Consider the following 16968-nt stretch of genomic DNA (forward strand, 5'->3'; position numbering starts at 1 on the left):
GTAGGCCGGTATCCGATCGGTAACCACCGTTCCCCCTAGGGTCCGGGGCATGACGAATCAGGGGAACCAGGGGAACCAGCGAAATCAAACTCGGCAGAAGATCATCGTCTTCGGAGCTGCCGGCCGCGTCGGCCGGGCCGTAGTCGCCGAGGCGCGGGCGCGGGGCCACGAGGTCACCGAGGCCGGGCGGCGCGACGGGGACGTCACCTCGGCTGCGGACGTGGCACGGCTCGCCGCCGGCCACGATGCGGCGGTGGCGGCGGTGTACGACACGGGGGCCGCCCCGGGCGCGTTCTTCCCGGCGGCCGCCCGCGCGCTGGCGGCGGGGCTGAGCGGGGCCGGTGTGCGGCGCCTGGTGTCCGTCGGGCTGGCGTCGGTACTGCCCACCCACTCCGGGGCGCTGCTGATGGACACCCCGGGCTACCCGCAGGAGTGGCGGGAGTTCTACGTCGGCCACGGCGCCGGCACCGAAGCCCTGCGGGCGGCCGCGCCGGCGGCCCTGGACTGGGCGGTACTGAGCCCCTCCGGCGACTTCACGGTCGAGGGTGCGCCCGGCGGCGGCTACGCCTTCGCTCCCGCCGACGCCGACGGCCGGATCACGCACGCGGACTTCGCCCGGGCCGTACTGGACGAACTGCTGGCCCCGACCGTGCACGGCACCCACGCGGGGGTGACGGGAGCATGACCGGCACCCTGCCCCTGCACCCGGCCCCCACCGACAGCCCGAACCCCTGGGTGGCGGACCACATCCGCCGCTTCGAGGAGACCGGCGGGGTGCCGCGCCCCGGGATCCGCGATCTGCTGCTGACCACGCGGGGGCACCGCTCCGGGGTGCTGCGGCGCACGGCGCTGGCGTACATACGGGACGGGGAGTCCGCCGACGCGGCGTACGTCCTCACGGCGTCCAACGCGGGAGCCGAGCGCCACCCGGCCTGGTACCTGAACCTGAGCGCCGACCCGGCCGTCACGCTCCAGGTCGGCACGGAGACCTTCCCGGCGCTCGCCCGCCCCGCGACCCCGGCGGAGGCGGAGCGGCTATGGCCGGTGGTGGTGGCCGCGATGCCCTCGTACGCGGCCGCCCAGACGGCCGCCCGCGAGGTCCCGCTGACCCTGGTCACCCGCACCGCCTACTGAACCCCAGGCCCCCCGACCCTCAGCCCCCCAGCCCCTCAGGCGCGCACCTCAGGCGCGCACCTTAGGCGCCTTCGGCAGCCCGGCGGACAGTGCGGTCCCGGCGCCGCCGAGGGAGGCGTCGGTGGCCTTCGAGGCGGAACCGGCGGCCCCGGCGGTGATCTCCACCGCCGTCTTCGCGTCCTTGACGGCGCCCCCGGGGTGGTCGACGATCTCGCCGACGCGCTGGGTGATCGGGGGCCCCTGGATGGCGGGCTCGTCGGCGGCGTGCGCGACGGCGGGGCAGAGGGCGAGGGCCGCTCCTCCGGACAGGACGAGGGCGGCGAGGCTGCGCTTGATGGCGTTCATACCCGGCCCAACGACCCCGAGCGGCTACGGGTCACCGGTCGCCCCCAGCCGATCGGCGAACCGGGTCAACCCATAACTCAGTACGGCACTCCAGCGCCTTCCGCGGCCTCGGCGATCCGCCGGCGACCCTCTCGGCGGCTTGCCCGCCGAGCTTGAAAGGCAAGGACGTCGGCGAGCCGCACGATGCGGTGACGGCTGTCCGGCAGATGGCTCGACGGAATGTCACCCGAGTCCAGCAAGCGGGCCACGAAGGGCCGGGACAGACCGAGCAGCTCGGCGGCCTCGGCCGGCGTCAGGTGCGTCTCCGCCGCGAGGACGGTGACCGCGTGTCCGATCGCCAGCTCACTTGCGGAAGCCGCGAGGATACGGACCAGTTCCTGTGGCAGCACGCTCTCACTGCCGTCGGCGGACCGCAGTATGACGTCCACCTCGCCGGGGATCATGCGCCCCGCCTTCGCCAGGGCGTCCTGGATCTCCGGGCTCGACTCCACGGTGGTCGCCTTCGCGAGCACGCTCGTACGCGCCATCTCAGCCTCCTCAGGCAACTGAAATAACTGTAACCCGTGCAGGCCCAACGCGCGCGAACGCCCGCGCCCTCGGATCGGAGGGTCGATCCGGGGCCCCGGGTGTGCACGACACGACAGGGGGAGCCCCCGAATCGGAACATCACCGGCAACCCCTCCATCCGCGATATAACTCTTGCGCAATATGTCGCATGGGTCATAATCGTAGGGAAGGTCCGTGGACTGGGAAGTGATCGTCGTGGAACCCGCTCTCTCATGGCTGCACACACTGCGCCAGAGCGATCGGCTTACGCTCATCCAGATCAGCAAGGCCATCACCGCTCTGCGTCGGGAGGGTCCCGCCATGGGGCGCCCCCTCGTGGACACCGTGAAAGGGTCCCGGCTGGCCAACCTCAAGGAGCTCAGGCCGGGGTCCGCGGGCGCCACCGAGGTGCGTCTACTGTTCGTTTTCGACCCCTTGCGGCGGGCAGTTCTCCTCGTCGGCGGGGACAAGGCCGGCAACTGGCAAGGTTGGTACCGCTCGTCCATCCCGCTGGCCGAGGCGGCGTACCAGGACTACGTGACACAGCAGGAGGAGGACACCCCGTGAGCCCGACACCCGACCGCAGCGCCAAGGCTGCCCGCTGGGACGACCTCGTCGAGGAGTTCGCCTTCTCGCCCGCCGAGCAGGCGGAGATCGACCGGGGGGCGGCGGAGATGATTTCTGTCGTGCGCGCCCACCGGCTGGCGGAGGTCCGCAAGCGGCAGCACACCACCCAGGTCCAGGTCGCGGAAGCGATGGGTGTCACCCAAGCGCGCGTCTCCCGGATCGAGAACGGCGAGCTGGAGCGCAGCGAGGTCGAGACCCTCGCCGCCTACGTCCGTGCGCTCGGCGGCAAACTGAAGATCGTCGCCGAGTTCGGCGACGAGCAGTACACCCTCGGCTGACCTACGCGCTGCCCCTCGGCTGACCCACAGCCGACAACGCCCGCGGCCCCGGATCGGAGGATCGATCCGGGGCCGCGGGCGCGCATGACACAGCTGAGGGGGCAGAGGCCCCCTGGGGTCAGTCCTGGATCACCAGGGCCGGGGTGGACTTCGTGAGGACCTCGCCGCGGAAGAAGGCCGGGCTGCGGCGTTCGGTGATCAGCATGACGACCACGCCCAGGAGCAGCAGGCCGACTCCGATGATGAAGACGCTGCCGATGCCGAAGAGCGAGGAGCCGGAGCCGTAGGCCGGGTCCCACATGTCGAACAGCGTCTGGAAGAAGACCGCGGCGAGCATCAGGCCGCCGACGGCCGGGAAGACGCCCTTGACGAACAGGGTGCGCACCGAGGAGCGCAGTTCCGAGCGGAAGAACCAGACGCAGGCGAACGCCGTGATCGAGTAGTAGAAGCAGATCATCAGGCCGAGGGCGTAGATCGTGTCGATGAGCACGTTCTCGCTGATCACGGTCATCACCGAGTAGAAGACGCCGGTGGCGACGCCTGCCGCGACGGTGGCGCGGCCCGGGGTCTTGAAGCGGGGGTGGACCTTGGCGAAGGAGGACGGCAGCGCTTCGTAGGTACTCATCGACAGGACGGTGCGCGCCACCGGGATGAAGGTGGTCTGCAGGCTCGCGGCGGCGGAGGCGACGACTGCGAGGAAGAGCAGGACGTCGAGGCCCGAGCCCATGATCGGCTCGGCGAGGGTGGCGAAGACGTTGTCCGCGGTCTCCTCGTTGCCGAGGCCGTTCCCCTCGGTGCCGACGCCGGCGTACATCTGGGAGGCGATGGCGACGACCATGTAGGAGGCGACGATGACGACCATGGCGAGCATCGCGGCGCGGCCGGGCGTCTTGGCGCTGCCGATGCTCTCCTCGTTGACCGACAGGCAGGCGTCCCAGCCCCAGTAGATGAAGATCGACAGGGAGAGACCGGCCGTGAAGGCGGCGAGGGACTCGACGGCGAAGGGGTTCATCCAGGACCAGGAGAAGTCGAGGGAGCCCGCGACCTCGTCGGCCTTGGTGATGGCCATGAAGGCGAAGATCGCCAGCACCGTGAGCTGCAGCCCGACCAGGACGTACTGGACCCACTTGGTCGCGGTGATGCCTCGATAGCTGATGGCCGTGGCGACCGCGATGAAGGTCAGGGTGGTGGCGATGTGGATGGCCTTGTTGCCGTCCAGGGCGGCGAGATCCTCGCTGCCGCTCACTCTGCCCAGGAGAAGGTAGAAGTAGTTGGTGGCCACGCCCGCGAGGTTGGAGAGCACCACGACGGTGGCGACGAGCAGACCCCAGCCGCACATCCAGCCGACGCGGGGGCCGAAGGCCTTGACCGTCCAGGTGAAGGACGTGCCGCAGTCGGGGATCGCCTTGTTCAGGGCGCGGTAGGCGAAGGCCACCAGCAGCATGGGTATGAATCCGGCCAGGAAGATGGCGGGCATCTGCACGCCGACCTCGCTGACCGTGGGGCCCAGGGTCGCCGTCAGGCAGTAGACCGGGGCGACCGTGGAGACGCCGATCACCGCGTTGCCGATGAGGCCGACGGAGTTGCCGCCGAGCCCCTTGCCGCGCACGCCCTCGGCGGCTCCGCCTACCGTGTCTCCGGCCGGGGGCCGAACATCCGTCTGTGTCATGGGTAAGGACGTTAGACGCTGCGTTTTCCACATCTGGAGGACTTAAGTCCGCTCAGCCGCACACCCAAAGCCCTTGGAATCTCGACACCGAGAGTCTTCATGAGGATGTAATGCAAGGTTCACAGGCCTGCCGATCATCGTTTCGGCAGGCCTGGACCTTTGATTTCACTATGCGGAAACCGCAGCACTGTCCGTTTTGGCCGGTTTCAAACTTTCCAGGTCAATTTTTGGTCACGCCCGTGGTCACGCCCATACGATCGACTGCATCTCGCTGTAGGCGTGCAGTGCGTACGAGCCCACGTCCCGGCCCACCCCCGAGCGCTTGAAGCCGCCGAACGGCGCCTCCATGTTCCGCCCGATGGTGTTCACCCCGACCCCGCCCGCCCGCAGCCGCCGCGCCACGCGGAAGGCGCGCGCCGCGTCCGCGGACCACACGTAGCTGATCAGACCGAAGTCGCTGTCGTTGGCCAGCGCCACCGCCTCGTCCTCGCCCCCGTCGAAGGGGACGACCACGACCACCGGTCCGAAGATCTCCTCGCGGACCACGCGCATGTCGTTCGTGCAGTCGACGAGGAGGGTCGGGGCCACGTAGAACCCCTTCCCCTCCGTACCGACCACCGGGCGCTCGCCGCCGAAGGCGATCCGGGCGCCCTCCTTCTTACCCAGCTCTACGTACGACTCCACGCGGTCCCGGTGCGCCGCCGAGATGACCGGGCCCACCACGGTGCCGCGCACCGACGGGTCGCCGACCTTCATGAAGGCCAGGTAGCCCTGCAGCTTCTCCACCAGCTGCTCGTACACCGACCGGTGGACGATCACCCGGGTCGGAGCCGTGCAGATCTGCCCGGAGTAGAAGGAGAAGGTGGTGCCGATCCCCATCACCGCCGCGTCCAGATCGGCGTCCGCGAGGACGATCGCCGCGCCCTTGCCGCCCAGCTCCATCAGCTGCCGCTTCATCGTGCGGCCGCAGACCTCGGCGATGCGCTGCCCGACGCCCGTGGAACCGGTGAAGGACACCATGTCCACGTCCGGCGAGTCCACGGCCGCCTCGCCGACCTCCACGGAGGTGCCGGAGACCACGTTCACCACGCCCGCCGGGACCCCGGCCTCGTGCAGGGCCTGCGCCATCCGGAACACCGACAGCGGGTCCTGCGGGGCCGGCTTGACCACCACCGTGTTGCCCATGGCCAGCGCCGGGGCCACCTTGCCGGCCGGGTTGGCCCACGGGTTGTTGTACGAGGTGATGCAGGTGACGACCCCGACCGGCTGGCGTACCTCCAGCGCCCCGAGGATGCTCGCCGCGCCCATCGGGCCGGCCTCGGTGACCTGCGGCGGCAGCCCGCGCTCGACCGGTTCCAGCGCGCCCTTCGCGTACCGGCGGAAGCGGGCCACGCCCACCCCGACCTGCATGCCGCGCGCGATCCCGGTGGGGGCGCCCGTCTCGGCCTGGGCGAGCGCCGACCAGGGCTCGTACTCGCGCTGGATGATGTCCGCGGCCCGGTCCAGGATCGCGGCCCGCTCCTCCGGCTTCGTCCGGGACCAGCCCTCGAAGGCCGCGGCCGCGGCGCGCGCCGCGTCCTCGACCTGGCCGCGCGAGGCCTCGGGGGCCAGGCCGACGACGGATTCGTCGGCCGGGTTGACCACCTCGTAGTGCCCGCCTGCCGGCTCGACCCACTCGCCGCCGATGTAGAGCTTCTGCGGAGCTTCCTGCGCGGTCATCGCGTGCTCACCGTCCTCGTGTCCCGGCCCGAACGGAGCACGATCCCCGGGATCGCCCCCGTCACCTCGTCGTCGCGGATGGTCTCCACGCCGTTGACGCGTACGGACACCATGCCGATCGCCCGCGCGTCCAGCCGCGGGCTGTCCCCGGGCAGGTCGTGCACGAGCGTCGCGGGTCCCGCCTCGATCCGCTCCGGGTCGAAGAGCACCAGGTCCGCGTGGAAGCCCTCGGTGATCCGGCCGCGCTCGCGCAGCCCGAACAGCTGGGCCGGGTCGTCGGTGAGCATCCGTACCGCCTGCTCCAGCGGCACCAGCTTGCGGCCGCGCAGGCAGTCCCCGAGGAAGCGGGTCGTGTACGGGGCTCCGCACATGCGGTCCAGGTGGGCGCCGGCGTCGGAGCCGCCGAGCATGACGTCCTCGTGCTGCCAGGTCTCGGCGCGCAGCGCCCAGCTCGCCGGGTCGTTGTCGGTCGGCATGGGCCAGAGCACCGTACGCAGGTCGTCGTTGGCGCAGATCTCCACCAGGCACTGGAAGGCGTCCTGGCCGCGCTCGGCCGCGATGTCGTTGACGACACGGCCCGACAGTCCCTCGTTGGCCTCGCTGTAGGTGTCGCCGATGACGTAGCGCCCGAAGTTGGCCAGGCGCCGGAAGACCCCGGCCTCCTTGCTGGCCGCGCGGACCAGCATCTCGGCGCGCACGTCGGCGTCGCGGAGCTTCGCGATGCGCTCGGGGACGGGCAGGCCCAGGATCTCGCCCCAGCCGGGGATGAGGTTGAGGGCGCAGAAGGTGCCCAGCGACATGTTCATGGGGGTCAGGATCGGCATCGTCAGCGCGACGATGCGGCCGCCGGCCTTGCGGGCGCGCTCGCTGGGGATCAGCTGGCGCGGCACGCGCTCGGGGACGGAGGCGTCGATGGTGAGCACGTTCCAGTTCAGGGGCCGTCCGGCGGCGGCGCTCATCTCGACGAAGAGATCGATCTCCTCGTCGGCGAACTGGTCGAGGCAGCCCGCGACGATCGCCTCGAGCTGGGTGCCCTCGTGCTCGGAGACCGCGCGGGAGAGCGCGAGGAGCTCCTCGGGCTTGGCGTGCCGGGAGGCGACGGGGGCGCCGGAGCCGTCGGAGTGGGTGGAGGACTGGGTGGTCGACAGGCCCCAGGCGCCGGCGTTCATGGCGTCGTGGAACAGGTCGAGCATCGCCTGCATCTGCTCTTCGGTGGGCTGGCCGCCGACGGCGTCCTCGCCCATGACGTGGCGGCGCAGCGCGCAGTGGCCGACCATGAAACCGGCGTTGACGGCGATGCGGCCGTCGAGCGCGTCGAGGTACTCGCCGAAGGTGGACCAGGTCCAGTCGACGCCCTCTTCGAGGGCCTTGAGCGCCATGCCCTCGACCTTGCTCATCATGCGGCGGGTGTAGTCGGCGTCTTCCGGGCGGGCCGGGTTGAGGGGGGCCAGGGTGAATCCGCAGTTGCCGCCCGCGACGGTGGTCACTCCGTGGTTCATGGAGGGGGTCGCGTACGGGTCCCAGAAGAGCTGGGCGTCGTAGTGCGTGTGGGGGTCGATGAACCCGGGGGTCAGGACGAGGCCGGTCGCGTCCTCGGTGGTCCTGGCCTCTTCCGTGACGGTGCCGGGCTCGGCGATGACGGCGATCCGGCCGTCGCGTATCCCTACGTCGGCCACGCGGGCCGGGGCGCCGGTCCCGTCCACGACGGTGGCGCCCTTGATCAGATGGTCGAGCATGACGTCCTCTCTGCCTTGGGTTGCGGTGCGCGGTCGCGGTGCGGCGCCGCTCCCGGGGCTCCGCCCCGGACCCCGCGCCTCAAACGCCGGCGGGGCTGATTTTCCGGCCCGCTCGGCCCGCACGTGCGGGCAGCTCGCCGCGCTCCCCGCTCGATTGCCCACAGGGCAATTCGAGCCCCGCTCGGACGGCATCAGCCACATCCAGCCCCTCCGGCGTTTGAGGAGCGGGGGTCCGGGGGCTGGTCCCCGGCAGCGGCGCCGCAGGGGACCGCCCAGGGCCCCGGTCGGGGGTCTTCGGCCGGCCGCGGCCTCCGTACGACCCCCGGCCGGGGCCGGTTGCGGGGCGGCGGTCCGGGAAGACGCCGCCCCAGTTCCTGAGAAGCCCCAGCCTCAGGCGCCCGAAGCCTCGCGGAAGCGGGTCGTGCGGTGCACCGGGTCGGTGTCGATGTGCGGGATGACGTGCTCGCCGATGAGCTTGATGGTGGTCATCGTGTCCTCGGGCGAGACGCCGGTCGGCAGACCGAAGGAGAGCTGGTCGGCGCCGGCCTCCTCCCAGCGCTTGCACTGCGCGCGGACCTCGGACGGGTCGCCGCAGATGAGCAGCTCCTCGGCGATCAGCAGCTCGATGATCTCCGCGTTGTACTCGGGGAGGATCTCGGGCCACTCGGGGATCATCTCGGGGCGCGGGAAGGTGTCGTGGTAGCGGAAGACCAGCGACTGGAAGCGGTTCATGTTGGCGTTGACGGCGATCTCGACGGCCTTGTCGTGGGTCTCGGCGCAGATCGCGGTCGAGGTGACCATGACGTTGTCGTTGACGAAGGCGCCGATCGCCTTCGCCTCCTGGATCGCGGTCTTGTACTGGTCCAGCACCCAGGCCATGTCGGAGACCTTCTGGACGCTGAAGCCGAGGACTCCGAGGCCCTTCTTGGCCGCCATGGCGTACGAGGCCGGGGAGCCGGCGGCGTACCACATGGCCGGGTGGCCCTTGCCGTACGGCTTGGGGAAGATCTTGCGCGGCGGGAGCGACCAGTGCTTGCCCTGGAACCCCTCGTACTCCTCCTGGAGGAACATCTTGGGGAACTCGGCGATGGTCTCCTCCCAGATCTCCTTGGTCCCGTCCATGCTCTCGATGCCAGGGAGGAAGCCGAGGATCTCGTGGCTGCCGGCGCCGCGGCCGGTGCCGAACTCGAAGCGCCCCTTGGAGAGGTGGTCGAGCATGGTGACCTTCTCGGCCACCTTGACCGGGTGGTTGACCGGGGCGAGCGGGTTGAAGATGCCGGAGCCGAGGTGGATGCGCTCGGTGGCGTGAGCGAGGTACCCGAGGAACACCTCGTTCGCCGACAGGTGCGAGTACTCCTCCAGGAAGTGGTGCTCGGAGGCCCAGGCGTACTTGAACCCGGACTTGTCCGCCTGGATGACGTACTCGGTCTCCTCGATCAGCGCCTTGTGCTCTGCCTCGGGGTCGACCTTGGACCGTGCCTCAGGCACGTATCCCTGCACAAAGAGCCCGAATTCCAAGGGGATTCACCGTCCTTCTGTTTCTGACGTTGCGTCAGATTCGATGTCACGACTGTTCCATCGCGAGGGCGGGAGCGTCAATACCTGACGCTCCATCAGATCCTGTCGGCAGGAGCTAGGCGATGCTGACGCCCGCCATCCAGCCGCCGTCGATCACGAACGGCTGGCCGGTGATGTACGAGGAGTCCTCGCTGGTCAGGAACAGCGCCAGCTTGGCTATCTCCTCCGGCTGCCCCACCCGGCCCATCGGCACCACGCGCTTGTAGAGCTCCGCCATGGCGTCCTTGGCCTCCTGCGGCAGGTCCGCCGGGTTCACGTGCCCGGGGGTGGCCATGGGGGTGTCCACGGCCCCCGGGCACATCGCGTTGACCCGGATGTTCTTCGCGGCCAGCTCCAGCGCGGCCACCCGGGTCAGACCGAGGATCGCCGCCTTGGTCGCCGCGTACGTGCCCACGTACGCCATGCCCGTCAGGCCGGTGTACGAGGAGGTGTTGACGATCGTGCCGCCGCCGGCCGCCTCGATCTCCGGGGCCACCGACTTGATGCCGAGGAAGGCGCCGACCTGGTTGACCTGGACCACCTGCTGGAACTCCTCCAGCGGGGTCGCGGTCAGTTCGTTGAAGCGCAGGATGCCCGCGTTGTTGACGAGGCCGTTCACCGGGCCGAAGGCCTCCTTGGCCACCGCGATGGCGGCCGCCCAGTCCTCCTCCCGGCTCACGTCCATCCGTACGTACCGGGCCCGGTCCTCGCCGATGTCCTTGGCGACCGCCGCGCCCTGCTCGTCCAGTACGTCGCCCAGGAGCACCTTGGCGCCCTCCGAGGCGAAGAGCCGGGCCTCCTGCTCGCCCTGGCCGCGCGCGGCACCCGTGATGATGACGACGCGTCCGTCCAGCTTGCCCATGCCGTACCCCTAGTCGCTAGTCGTTGAGGAGCGGGCCCACTTCGGACCCGAAAGCCGTGATCTGGTCGATGAGTTCGGCCCGGTCGCGATTGCGGAAGCGGACCTGGATCTGGTCGATGCCGATCGCCTTGTACGCGCGCAGCGACTCGGCGAGCGCCTCCGCCTTGCCGGTGAGGGTCCGCCGGCCGGTGTCCCAGCCGGGCTCGCCGACGTACAGCGGCGCGGTGATCGCGCCGAACTCCACGGGTCCGGCGACCCCGGCCTCGGCGCGGAGCTCCTTGATCCGGGCGATCTGCGCCGGGAGCTTGTCGAGCGGGTCGCCCTGCGGGAGCCAGCCGTCCCCGCGCACGGCGGCCCGGCGGACGGCGGCGGGCGAGGAGCCGCCCACCCAGACGGGGATCCGGGCCTGGACGGGCCGGGGCAGCTGCCCGAGGTCCTTGAAGGAGAACAGCTCGCCCTCGAACTCCGGGTACTCCTCGGGGCCCAGCGCGGCGCGCAGCGCGTCGAGGGTCTCGTCGAGGACGGCTCCGCGGCGCGCGAAGTCCACGCCGAGCACCTCGAACTCCTCCTTCACGTGCCCGGCGCCGACGCCGAGGATCAGCCGGCCGCCGGAGAGGTGGTCGACGGTGGCGTACTGCTTGGCGCTGAGCAGCGGGTGGCGCAGGCCCAGGATCGCGACGTGGCTCAGCAGCCGCACGTTCTCGGTGATCCCGGCCAGGAAGGAGAGGGTGGCTATGGGGTCGTACCAGATGGTGCTCATGGGGCCGGCCATGTGCCGCGGGATGGCCACGTGGTCGCAGGTGGCGACGTAGCCGAAGCCGGCCCGGTCGGCGGCCCTGGCCACCGCGGCGAGGTCGGCCGCGCCGGCCGTGGCCTCCCAGGGCTCGGCGTAGATGGTGCTCTGCGACTGGATCGGGAGCTGCATCCCGTAGACCAGCCGACCTTCCGGAAACACGCGCGCCATGGGCCGTACCCGCCTCGTCCTCGACTGCCGATTCGTCATACCGGTGCGGGGGCCATCGTCGTAGCTGACGGGTCGTCAGGCAAGGGGTAGGCGCGAAGACGGGCCCGGAGCACGGGCCGGGAGCACGGGCCCGGAAACACGTCCGACCCCGCGCCCGGAGGCGCGGGGTCGGAACACTCGGGGCCGCAGCCCCCGGTGTCAGAAGACGCGGACCCGGTCGGCCGTGTCCCAGCTCATGCCGGCCTCCGGGCCGCGCAGGCTGCCGGTCCCGGTGCCCGCGTACGTGAAGGCCTACATCCACAGCACACCGGCCGTGTCGCGGGCCAGTAGGTCCCGCTTGCCGTCACCGGTCAGGTCGCCGGCCGCGCTGATCTCGCGCATGGCGTTCCAGCCGGCGCCCAGGTTCAGCCGCGCACCCAGGGCGCCGGTGCGATGGTGGCGATCCGCATGGAGCTGATCCCGTTGTCGAACCGGCCCATGATGGAGCCGTCGAGGTGGCCTGGCGGCCGTGGCTCAGAAGACGAGGTGCGCGTCCGAGGTCTGGATGACAGCCACCGCGCGGCCGAGGTGACCGTCCGATGCACCCGTCCCGGGGTACATGCGTACGGAGTTGTCCTGGTGCGCGTGCGCAAGGAGGTCGGGGTGCCCGTCGCCGTTGTAGTCACCGACCCCCACCAGCTCCTTGAAGCCGTTCCAGCCCCCGGTGCCGATCAGGCGCCGGTCGCCGAAGCCGCCGCGGCCGTTGCCCGGGTAGAGCCACAGCCGACCGGTCGTGTCACGCGCCACGAGGTCGGAGCGGTGATCGGAGTTCATGTCACCGGCACCGACCAGCTCGTTCATCACGCCCCAGCCGCCACCGAGGTTCTTGCGCGTCCCGAACGAACCCTTCCCGTTGCCCGGGTACGACCACAGCACACCGGCCGCGTCGACCGCGAGCAGATCCCGCTTGCCGTCACCGTTCAGGTCTCCGGCCGCAGCCATGTCACGCATTGCGTTCCACGTGCCGGGGAGCTGGACGCGCGTACCGAGGCGCTTGCTGGTGCCGAAGCCGGTGCCGGGGTAGAACCACAGGATGCCGCTCTTGTCCCGGGCGAACACGTCCTCGCTTCCGTCTCCGTTGTAGTCGCCGTGGCGCAGCATCTGGCTCATCCCGGTCCAGCCGGTGCGAATGCGTTCGAACGTGTCGGTCACGGGCCACTCATGTGCGGGGGCCCAGTACCAGACCTCGCTGTAGCGGTTGCGGGCGAGCAGGTCGGCACGGTCGTCACCGTTGAGGTCGCCGAAGGCCTTCTCGGCGGCCGTGGAGAAGGGACGCACCCGCGGCGACTGGTCATGCCATGTCGAGGGGTAGTAGGCCAGACCGCAATCGTCCGCCTGCCCGTGAAAGAGCTCGATCGAGCTGATGTTGTTGTCCAGATCCGGGCGGTCGCGCTCGGCCAAGGACACCTCTTCGTCAGGGTACGACCTGCCGTAGTCTTCGTAGTCCGGCCCGGCGCTCAAGCACACCGTGTACGTGCTGTAGTTGGCGATCGAGCTGATGCGGTCGTCCCAGTCGCCGAGGCTGGGCAGGCTCTTCGTGAGGACCATCATGGAGCCCGTGCCGGCCGACCCGCTGAACACGCAGACCTGCCCCGGGGCGCAGCGGTCGTACCCGATCGCCGCCTCGGCGGACGAGGCGGCGGCGAGCAGGCCGCCGGTGGTGGCGAGCGCCGTGGCGGTGGCGACGAGCGCACCGCGGACGGCGCGCGGAATGGAAAGGCTCACAGAATCCCCCGGATCCGTACGAAACATCCGCGTTCGCACAGGTCCCGCCGGAGACGGCCCCCCTCCGGAACGCGGAATCGAGTGCCTGGAGCATAGACCTGGCCCTTTGCACCGGGACCGGCGGGCCTCGCAAAAGGCTGTGCAGGTGCAAGGCCGACCGCTAGGGTGCCGCGCGTGGAACTGTTTCTGACGCTGGTCAGCGGGGTGGCGTGGACCCTCGTGTACGCCGAGGCGATCCGGGTGGGGCTGCGGGACCGGACGTACGCGATGCCGGTCGCGGCGCTCGCGCTGAACTTCGCGTGGGAGTCGACCTACGCCGTCAACGACATCCGTACCGGCCTCTCGGCCCAGGGCGTCGTCAACGTGGTGTGGGCCCTCGCCGACATCGTCATCGTGTACACGTACCTGCGCTACGGGCGGGCCGAGCTGCCCGGCTTCGTGACCCGGCCGCTGTTCGCCGTCTGGACGGTGCTCCTCTTCGCGAGCGCCTTCGCCGTGCAGTGGCTCTTCCTCGCCCACTTCGGCGCGCACGACGCGAGCCGGTACTCGGCGTTCCTGCAGAACCTGCTGATGTCCGGGCTGTTCATCGCCCTCTACGCGAGCCGGCGCGGCCCGCTCGGACAGTCCCTGGTCATCGCGGTCGCCAAATGGATCGGCACGCTCGCGCCGACCTTCCTCTTCGGCGTCATCGAGGACGCCCCGTTCATCCTCGGCCTGGGGCTGATGTGCGCGGTCTTCGACCTCGCGTACATCGCGCTGCTGGCCCGGAACCCGGCGGGCGGGAAGACGGACCTCGAGGAAGCGGACCTCAGAAGCCCTGCGGCCCCATCACGATGACCGGCTTCGCCGCCGGGTCGAGGGTCTGAAGGACCTGCTTCATCGCGGCCTTCGGGATGCCCACGCAGCCCTGCGAGGGGCCGTCGTGGTCCACGTGGAGCCAGATGTTGCCGCCCTTGTCCTCGCCGTCCGGCTTCGTCGGGTCGAGGGGGCTCACTCCCGTCTTGCGGTTGAAGTCGATGGCGACGACGTAGTCGAAGGAGCCGAGCAGCGACTCCCCGTTGACCCCGCGGCCCGTCGCCACGAAGGAGGCGTCCTGGTCGTACGGGAACTTCGTGCCCGGCGGCTTCGCCAGCAGCCCGCCCGCGTCGGTCAGCGCGAACACGCCCTCGGGGGAGGTCAGGTCCCCGTACGTACGCTCCGTGGACCAGCCCTTGGCTCCGTTGCGCGCGGGCCAGCTGTGGCTCTTCAGCCAGTCGGCGCCGGTCTCCGGACGGGTGTAGAGGGCCGCGGTGGACTCCGAGGAGTTCTTGGCCTTGCCGGTGACCAGGATCAGCTGGCGGGCGTCCGCGGGGATCTTCGCCCGGGTCTGCTCGCTGACCTCGGGCAGGCCCTGGAAGGGGTCGCGCTCGGCGGCCCGCGCGGCCCGCTCCTCGGCCGGGGGGCGGGCATCGGAGGCGGCCAGGGCCGCGGCGTTGGCCGGCGGGTCCTGCGCGAGGTACGCCCAGCCGACGCCGAAGCCGAGCAGCCCCAGGGCGGCCGCGAAGGCGAGCGGGCGCGAGCCGAAGGCGCCGCGGGAACCGCGCGCGGCGCCGCCGGCGCGCCGCGCACCACCGGCGCGGAAGCGCCGGGTCGGGCGGGACGCCCCGGGTGTACGGGACGGGCGGGACGCGCGGGAGCCGGCTCGGGCGTGCTTGCTCATTGACCCGACCGTACACAGCCGATCTTCATTTTTGTTGACCGGTCAAGCTCCCGGCGTTTCCTCGGCGGGTCGCGCCGCCGGTGGCGCGGGCGGTTCGGCCGGGAACCAGACCCGGACCATCAGCCCGCCACCCGGCGCCGGATTGGCCCGCGCCGTCAGTTCCGCGCCGTGCGCCCGGGCGATCGACGCGACGATCGAGAGCCCCAACCCGGCGCCCTCGCCCGCCGTGTGCTGCCGCTCCGCCCGCCGCCGGAAGGGCTCCAGCAGCCGCGGCACGTCCGCCGGCTCTATCACCGGACCGGTGTTGGAGACCGTCAGCACCCCCTCCCGGGAGGTCGCCACCTCCAGGCGGCCGCCCGCGCGGTTGTGCCGTACGGCATTGGCCAGCAGGTTCCGTACGAGGTGGCCCAGCAGGGTCCGGTCGCCCGCCACGGTCAGCGGCCCGAGATCCCGTACGACCACCAGGTCCTGAGGGACCGTCCCCTCGATGCCCGCCAGCTCCGCCTCCGCGAGACCCGCCAGGTCCACCGGCTCCGTCGCCTCCAGACCCTCCTCCGAGACGGCGAGCAGGAGCAGCGACTCGACGAGGTGCTGACTGGAGTCCGCGACCTCGATGAGCTTGGAGCGGATCCGGGCCACCTTCTCCGGCGGCGGCTCCCCCGCCAGCCCGATCTCGGCGGCCGCCCGCTGCACGGCGAGCGGGGTGCGCAGCTCGTGGGCGGCGTTCGCGGCGAACCGGCGCTGCGCCCCGACCAGGTCCTCCATCCGGTCGAGCATCCCGTCGAAGGTGTCCGCCAGGCGTTTGAGTTCGCCGGGCGGGGCCTTCAGGCCGATCCGCTCGTGGAGGTTGGCGCCGGACAGCCGCCGGGCCGTCTCGGTGATCACTCCGACGGGGCGCAGGACGCGGCCGGCCATCCACCAGGCCAGCCAGATGGACAGGACGGCGAAGACGGCGAGGGCGAGGAGGGAGACGATCAGGAGCTCGTGGAGGGTGGCCTGCTCGACGGCCGCGGTCAGGTTGCGGGTGGCCCGCCACTGTTCGAGCTGTTCGGGGCTGGGGGTGGCGCCGGAGTCGAGCTTCTCGGCGGGGATCGGCAGGCGCTGGCCCGGGATCGTGGGCGGCAGGGTGCCCTGGCCGCGGGGGGTGGCCGGGACGATGTTGGTGGTGGTGACGGCGCCGCTGATGCGGCTGTAGAGGCCGTTGCGGAGCAGGATGTTGATCAGTGCGATGAGGCCGCCGCCCGCGAGGAGCAGCAGGGAGCCGTAGAGGACGGTGAGACGGGCGCGCTCGGAGTGGAGCACTGCTCTCATCGTGGATCACCGATCCGGTGGTCGTCACCGATCCGGTACCCGGCGCCCGGGACGGTCTCGATCAGCGGCGGCTCCCCCAGCTTGGCGCGCAGCTTGCTCAGGGTCACCCGTACCGCGTTGGTGCTGTACGAGGTGTCCTCCTCCCAGACTTGCTCGATCAGGTCGTCGCTGCTGAGGACCGCACCCTCGGCGCGCAGCAGCGACTCCAGCACGGCGAACTCCTTGCGGGACAGCGCCAGCCTGCGCCCCTCCCGGGTGGCGGTGCGCCGCGCGACGTCCACGGCCACCCCCGCCCGCTCCAGCACGGGCGGCAGGGCCGGCTGGGCGCGCCGGCCCAGCGCCAGGACGCGGGCGAGCAGCTCGTCGTAGGCGAAGGGCTTGGTGAGGTAGTCGTCGGCGCCGAGGCCGAGGCCCTCCACCCGGTCGCGCACGGTCCCGGAGGCGGTCAGCATCAGGACGCGGGTCAGCAGCCGCTCGCGCACCACCTGGCGGCAGACCTCGTCGCCGTGCAGGCCGGGCAGGTCGCGGTCGAGGATCAGGACGTCGTACGCGCCCAGCCGCAGCCGGTTCAGGGCCTCCAGGCCGTCGCTCGCCTCGTCGACGGCCAGCGCGTCGCCGCGCAGCCCCTCGGCGATCATCTCCCGCAGGAACTCCTCGTCCTCCACCACCAGAACTCGCATGGCGTCCTCTTTACCGGAGAGGGGCATTTCGCCGTTGTAAGCACGAGCCGTTAGAGAAGCGAAACCCGCTGTTCGCG

Annotated in this window: 17 protein-coding genes; 5 read left to right on the forward strand and 12 right to left on the reverse strand. The window is 71.0% G+C overall.

Translation table 11 applies throughout. The features are described from left to right. Nucleotides 1–49: 49 nt before the first annotated feature. Nucleotides 50–685, forward strand: a complete 636-nt coding sequence (locus ACODT5_RS34665; RefSeq protein WP_422523042.1) for an NAD(P)-dependent oxidoreductase — start codon at nt 50–52, stop codon at nt 683–685. Continuing rightward, on the forward strand, nt 682–1134 hold the full coding sequence (locus tag ACODT5_RS34670; protein WP_422523043.1) for a nitroreductase/quinone reductase family protein: 453 nt from the start codon (nt 682–684) through the stop codon (nt 1132–1134). Before ACODT5_RS34665 ends, ACODT5_RS34670 begins: the two co-directional genes overlap by 4 nt. A gap of 48 nt (nt 1135–1182) precedes the next feature. Here ACODT5_RS34670 and ACODT5_RS34675 read toward each other — a convergent pair whose 3' ends face one another. Continuing rightward, on the reverse strand, nt 1183–1479 hold the full coding sequence (locus ACODT5_RS34675) for a hypothetical protein (protein WP_422523044.1): 297 nt from the start codon (nt 1477–1479) through the stop codon (nt 1183–1185). Between the two features lie 77 nt (nt 1480–1556). Next, complete coding sequence (locus ACODT5_RS34680; protein ID WP_422523045.1) at nt 1557–2006, reverse strand: helix-turn-helix domain-containing protein; 450 nt, start codon at nt 2004–2006, stop codon at nt 1557–1559. A gap of 214 nt (nt 2007–2220) precedes the next feature. Between ACODT5_RS34680 and ACODT5_RS34685 the strand changes: the two genes are divergently transcribed. Together ACODT5_RS34685 and ACODT5_RS34690 are read left to right on the forward strand one after the other, a co-directional pair. Further along, on the forward strand, nt 2221–2592 hold the full coding sequence (locus ACODT5_RS34685) for a type II toxin-antitoxin system RelE/ParE family toxin (RefSeq protein ID WP_422523046.1): 372 nt from the start codon (nt 2221–2223) through the stop codon (nt 2590–2592). Next, the gene (locus tag ACODT5_RS34690) at nt 2589–2930 is read left to right on the forward strand and encodes a helix-turn-helix domain-containing protein (protein ID WP_382756828.1); all 342 of its coding nucleotides are present in this window, start codon (nt 2589–2591) and stop codon (nt 2928–2930) included. Before ACODT5_RS34685 ends, ACODT5_RS34690 begins: the two co-directional genes overlap by 4 nt. A gap of 118 nt (nt 2931–3048) precedes the next feature. Here the strand turns inward: ACODT5_RS34690 and ACODT5_RS34695 are convergent, their stop codons facing one another. The 7 genes from ACODT5_RS34695 to ACODT5_RS34725 form a co-directional block, all read right to left on the reverse strand. Then, on the reverse strand, nt 3049–4599 hold the full coding sequence (locus tag ACODT5_RS34695; RefSeq protein ID WP_422523047.1) for an APC family permease: 1551 nt from the start codon (nt 4597–4599) through the stop codon (nt 3049–3051). 243 nt (nt 4600–4842) lie between these two features. Continuing rightward, nucleotides 4843–6318: an aldehyde dehydrogenase family protein gene (locus ACODT5_RS34700; protein WP_422523048.1), complete on the reverse strand. Its 1476-nt coding sequence runs from the start codon at nt 6316–6318 to the stop codon at nt 4843–4845. Further along, nucleotides 6315–8054, reverse strand: coding sequence for an N-acyl-D-amino-acid deacylase family protein (locus tag ACODT5_RS34705; RefSeq protein ID WP_422523049.1), 1740 nt, complete (start codon nt 8052–8054; stop codon nt 6315–6317). Before ACODT5_RS34705 ends, ACODT5_RS34700 begins: the two co-directional genes overlap by 4 nt. A 390-nt stretch (nt 8055–8444) precedes the next feature. Beyond that, nucleotides 8445–9572, reverse strand: coding sequence for an LLM class flavin-dependent oxidoreductase (locus ACODT5_RS34710; RefSeq protein WP_422523050.1), 1128 nt, complete (start codon nt 9570–9572; stop codon nt 8445–8447). A 115-nt stretch (nt 9573–9687) separates the two neighbouring features. Beyond that, a complete protein-coding gene (locus tag ACODT5_RS34715) occupies nt 9688–10473 on the reverse strand; it encodes an SDR family NAD(P)-dependent oxidoreductase (RefSeq protein ID WP_422523051.1) in 786 nt (261 codons plus the stop codon). A 16-nt stretch (nt 10474–10489) separates the two neighbouring features. Then, nucleotides 10490–11437, reverse strand: a complete 948-nt coding sequence (locus ACODT5_RS34720; protein WP_422523052.1) for an LLM class F420-dependent oxidoreductase — start codon at nt 11435–11437, stop codon at nt 10490–10492. A 513-nt stretch (nt 11438–11950) separates the two neighbouring features. Beyond that, nucleotides 11951–13201, reverse strand: coding sequence for an FG-GAP-like repeat-containing protein (locus ACODT5_RS34725; RefSeq protein ID WP_422523053.1), 1251 nt, complete (start codon nt 13199–13201; stop codon nt 11951–11953). A 174-nt stretch (nt 13202–13375) separates the two neighbouring features. On the opposite strand from ACODT5_RS34725, the gene ACODT5_RS34730 reads away from it, so the two are divergent. Next, complete coding sequence (locus ACODT5_RS34730) at nt 13376–14038, forward strand: transmembrane-type terpene cyclase (protein WP_422523054.1); 663 nt, start codon at nt 13376–13378, stop codon at nt 14036–14038. Here ACODT5_RS34730 and ACODT5_RS34735 read toward each other — a convergent pair. Genes ACODT5_RS34735 through ACODT5_RS34745 form a run of 3 tightly spaced genes read right to left on the reverse strand, consistent with a single transcriptional unit; the run spans nt 14010 to nt 16891 of the window. Further along, nucleotides 14010–14900 carry a hypothetical protein gene (locus ACODT5_RS34735; RefSeq protein WP_422523055.1) on the reverse strand — a complete coding sequence of 297 codons (891 nt, stop codon included), beginning with the start codon at nt 14898–14900 and terminating at the stop codon, nt 14010–14012. The two genes, ACODT5_RS34730 and ACODT5_RS34735, sit on opposite strands and share 29 nt — an antisense overlap. A 42-nt stretch (nt 14901–14942) precedes the next feature. Beyond that, entirely contained in the window at nt 14943–16211 is a 1269-nt protein-coding gene (locus tag ACODT5_RS34740; RefSeq protein WP_422523056.1) for a sensor histidine kinase, read from the reverse strand. Continuing rightward, nucleotides 16208–16891: a response regulator transcription factor gene (locus ACODT5_RS34745; protein ID WP_422523057.1), complete on the reverse strand. Its 684-nt coding sequence runs from the start codon at nt 16889–16891 to the stop codon at nt 16208–16210. The genes ACODT5_RS34740 and ACODT5_RS34745 overlap by 4 nt, the downstream gene beginning before the upstream one ends. Between the last annotated feature and the right edge of the window lie 77 nt (nt 16892–16968).

Source organism: Streptomyces tatrensis (assembly GCF_049310065.1).
Classification (GTDB): domain Bacteria; phylum Actinomycetota; class Actinomycetes; order Streptomycetales; family Streptomycetaceae; genus Streptomyces.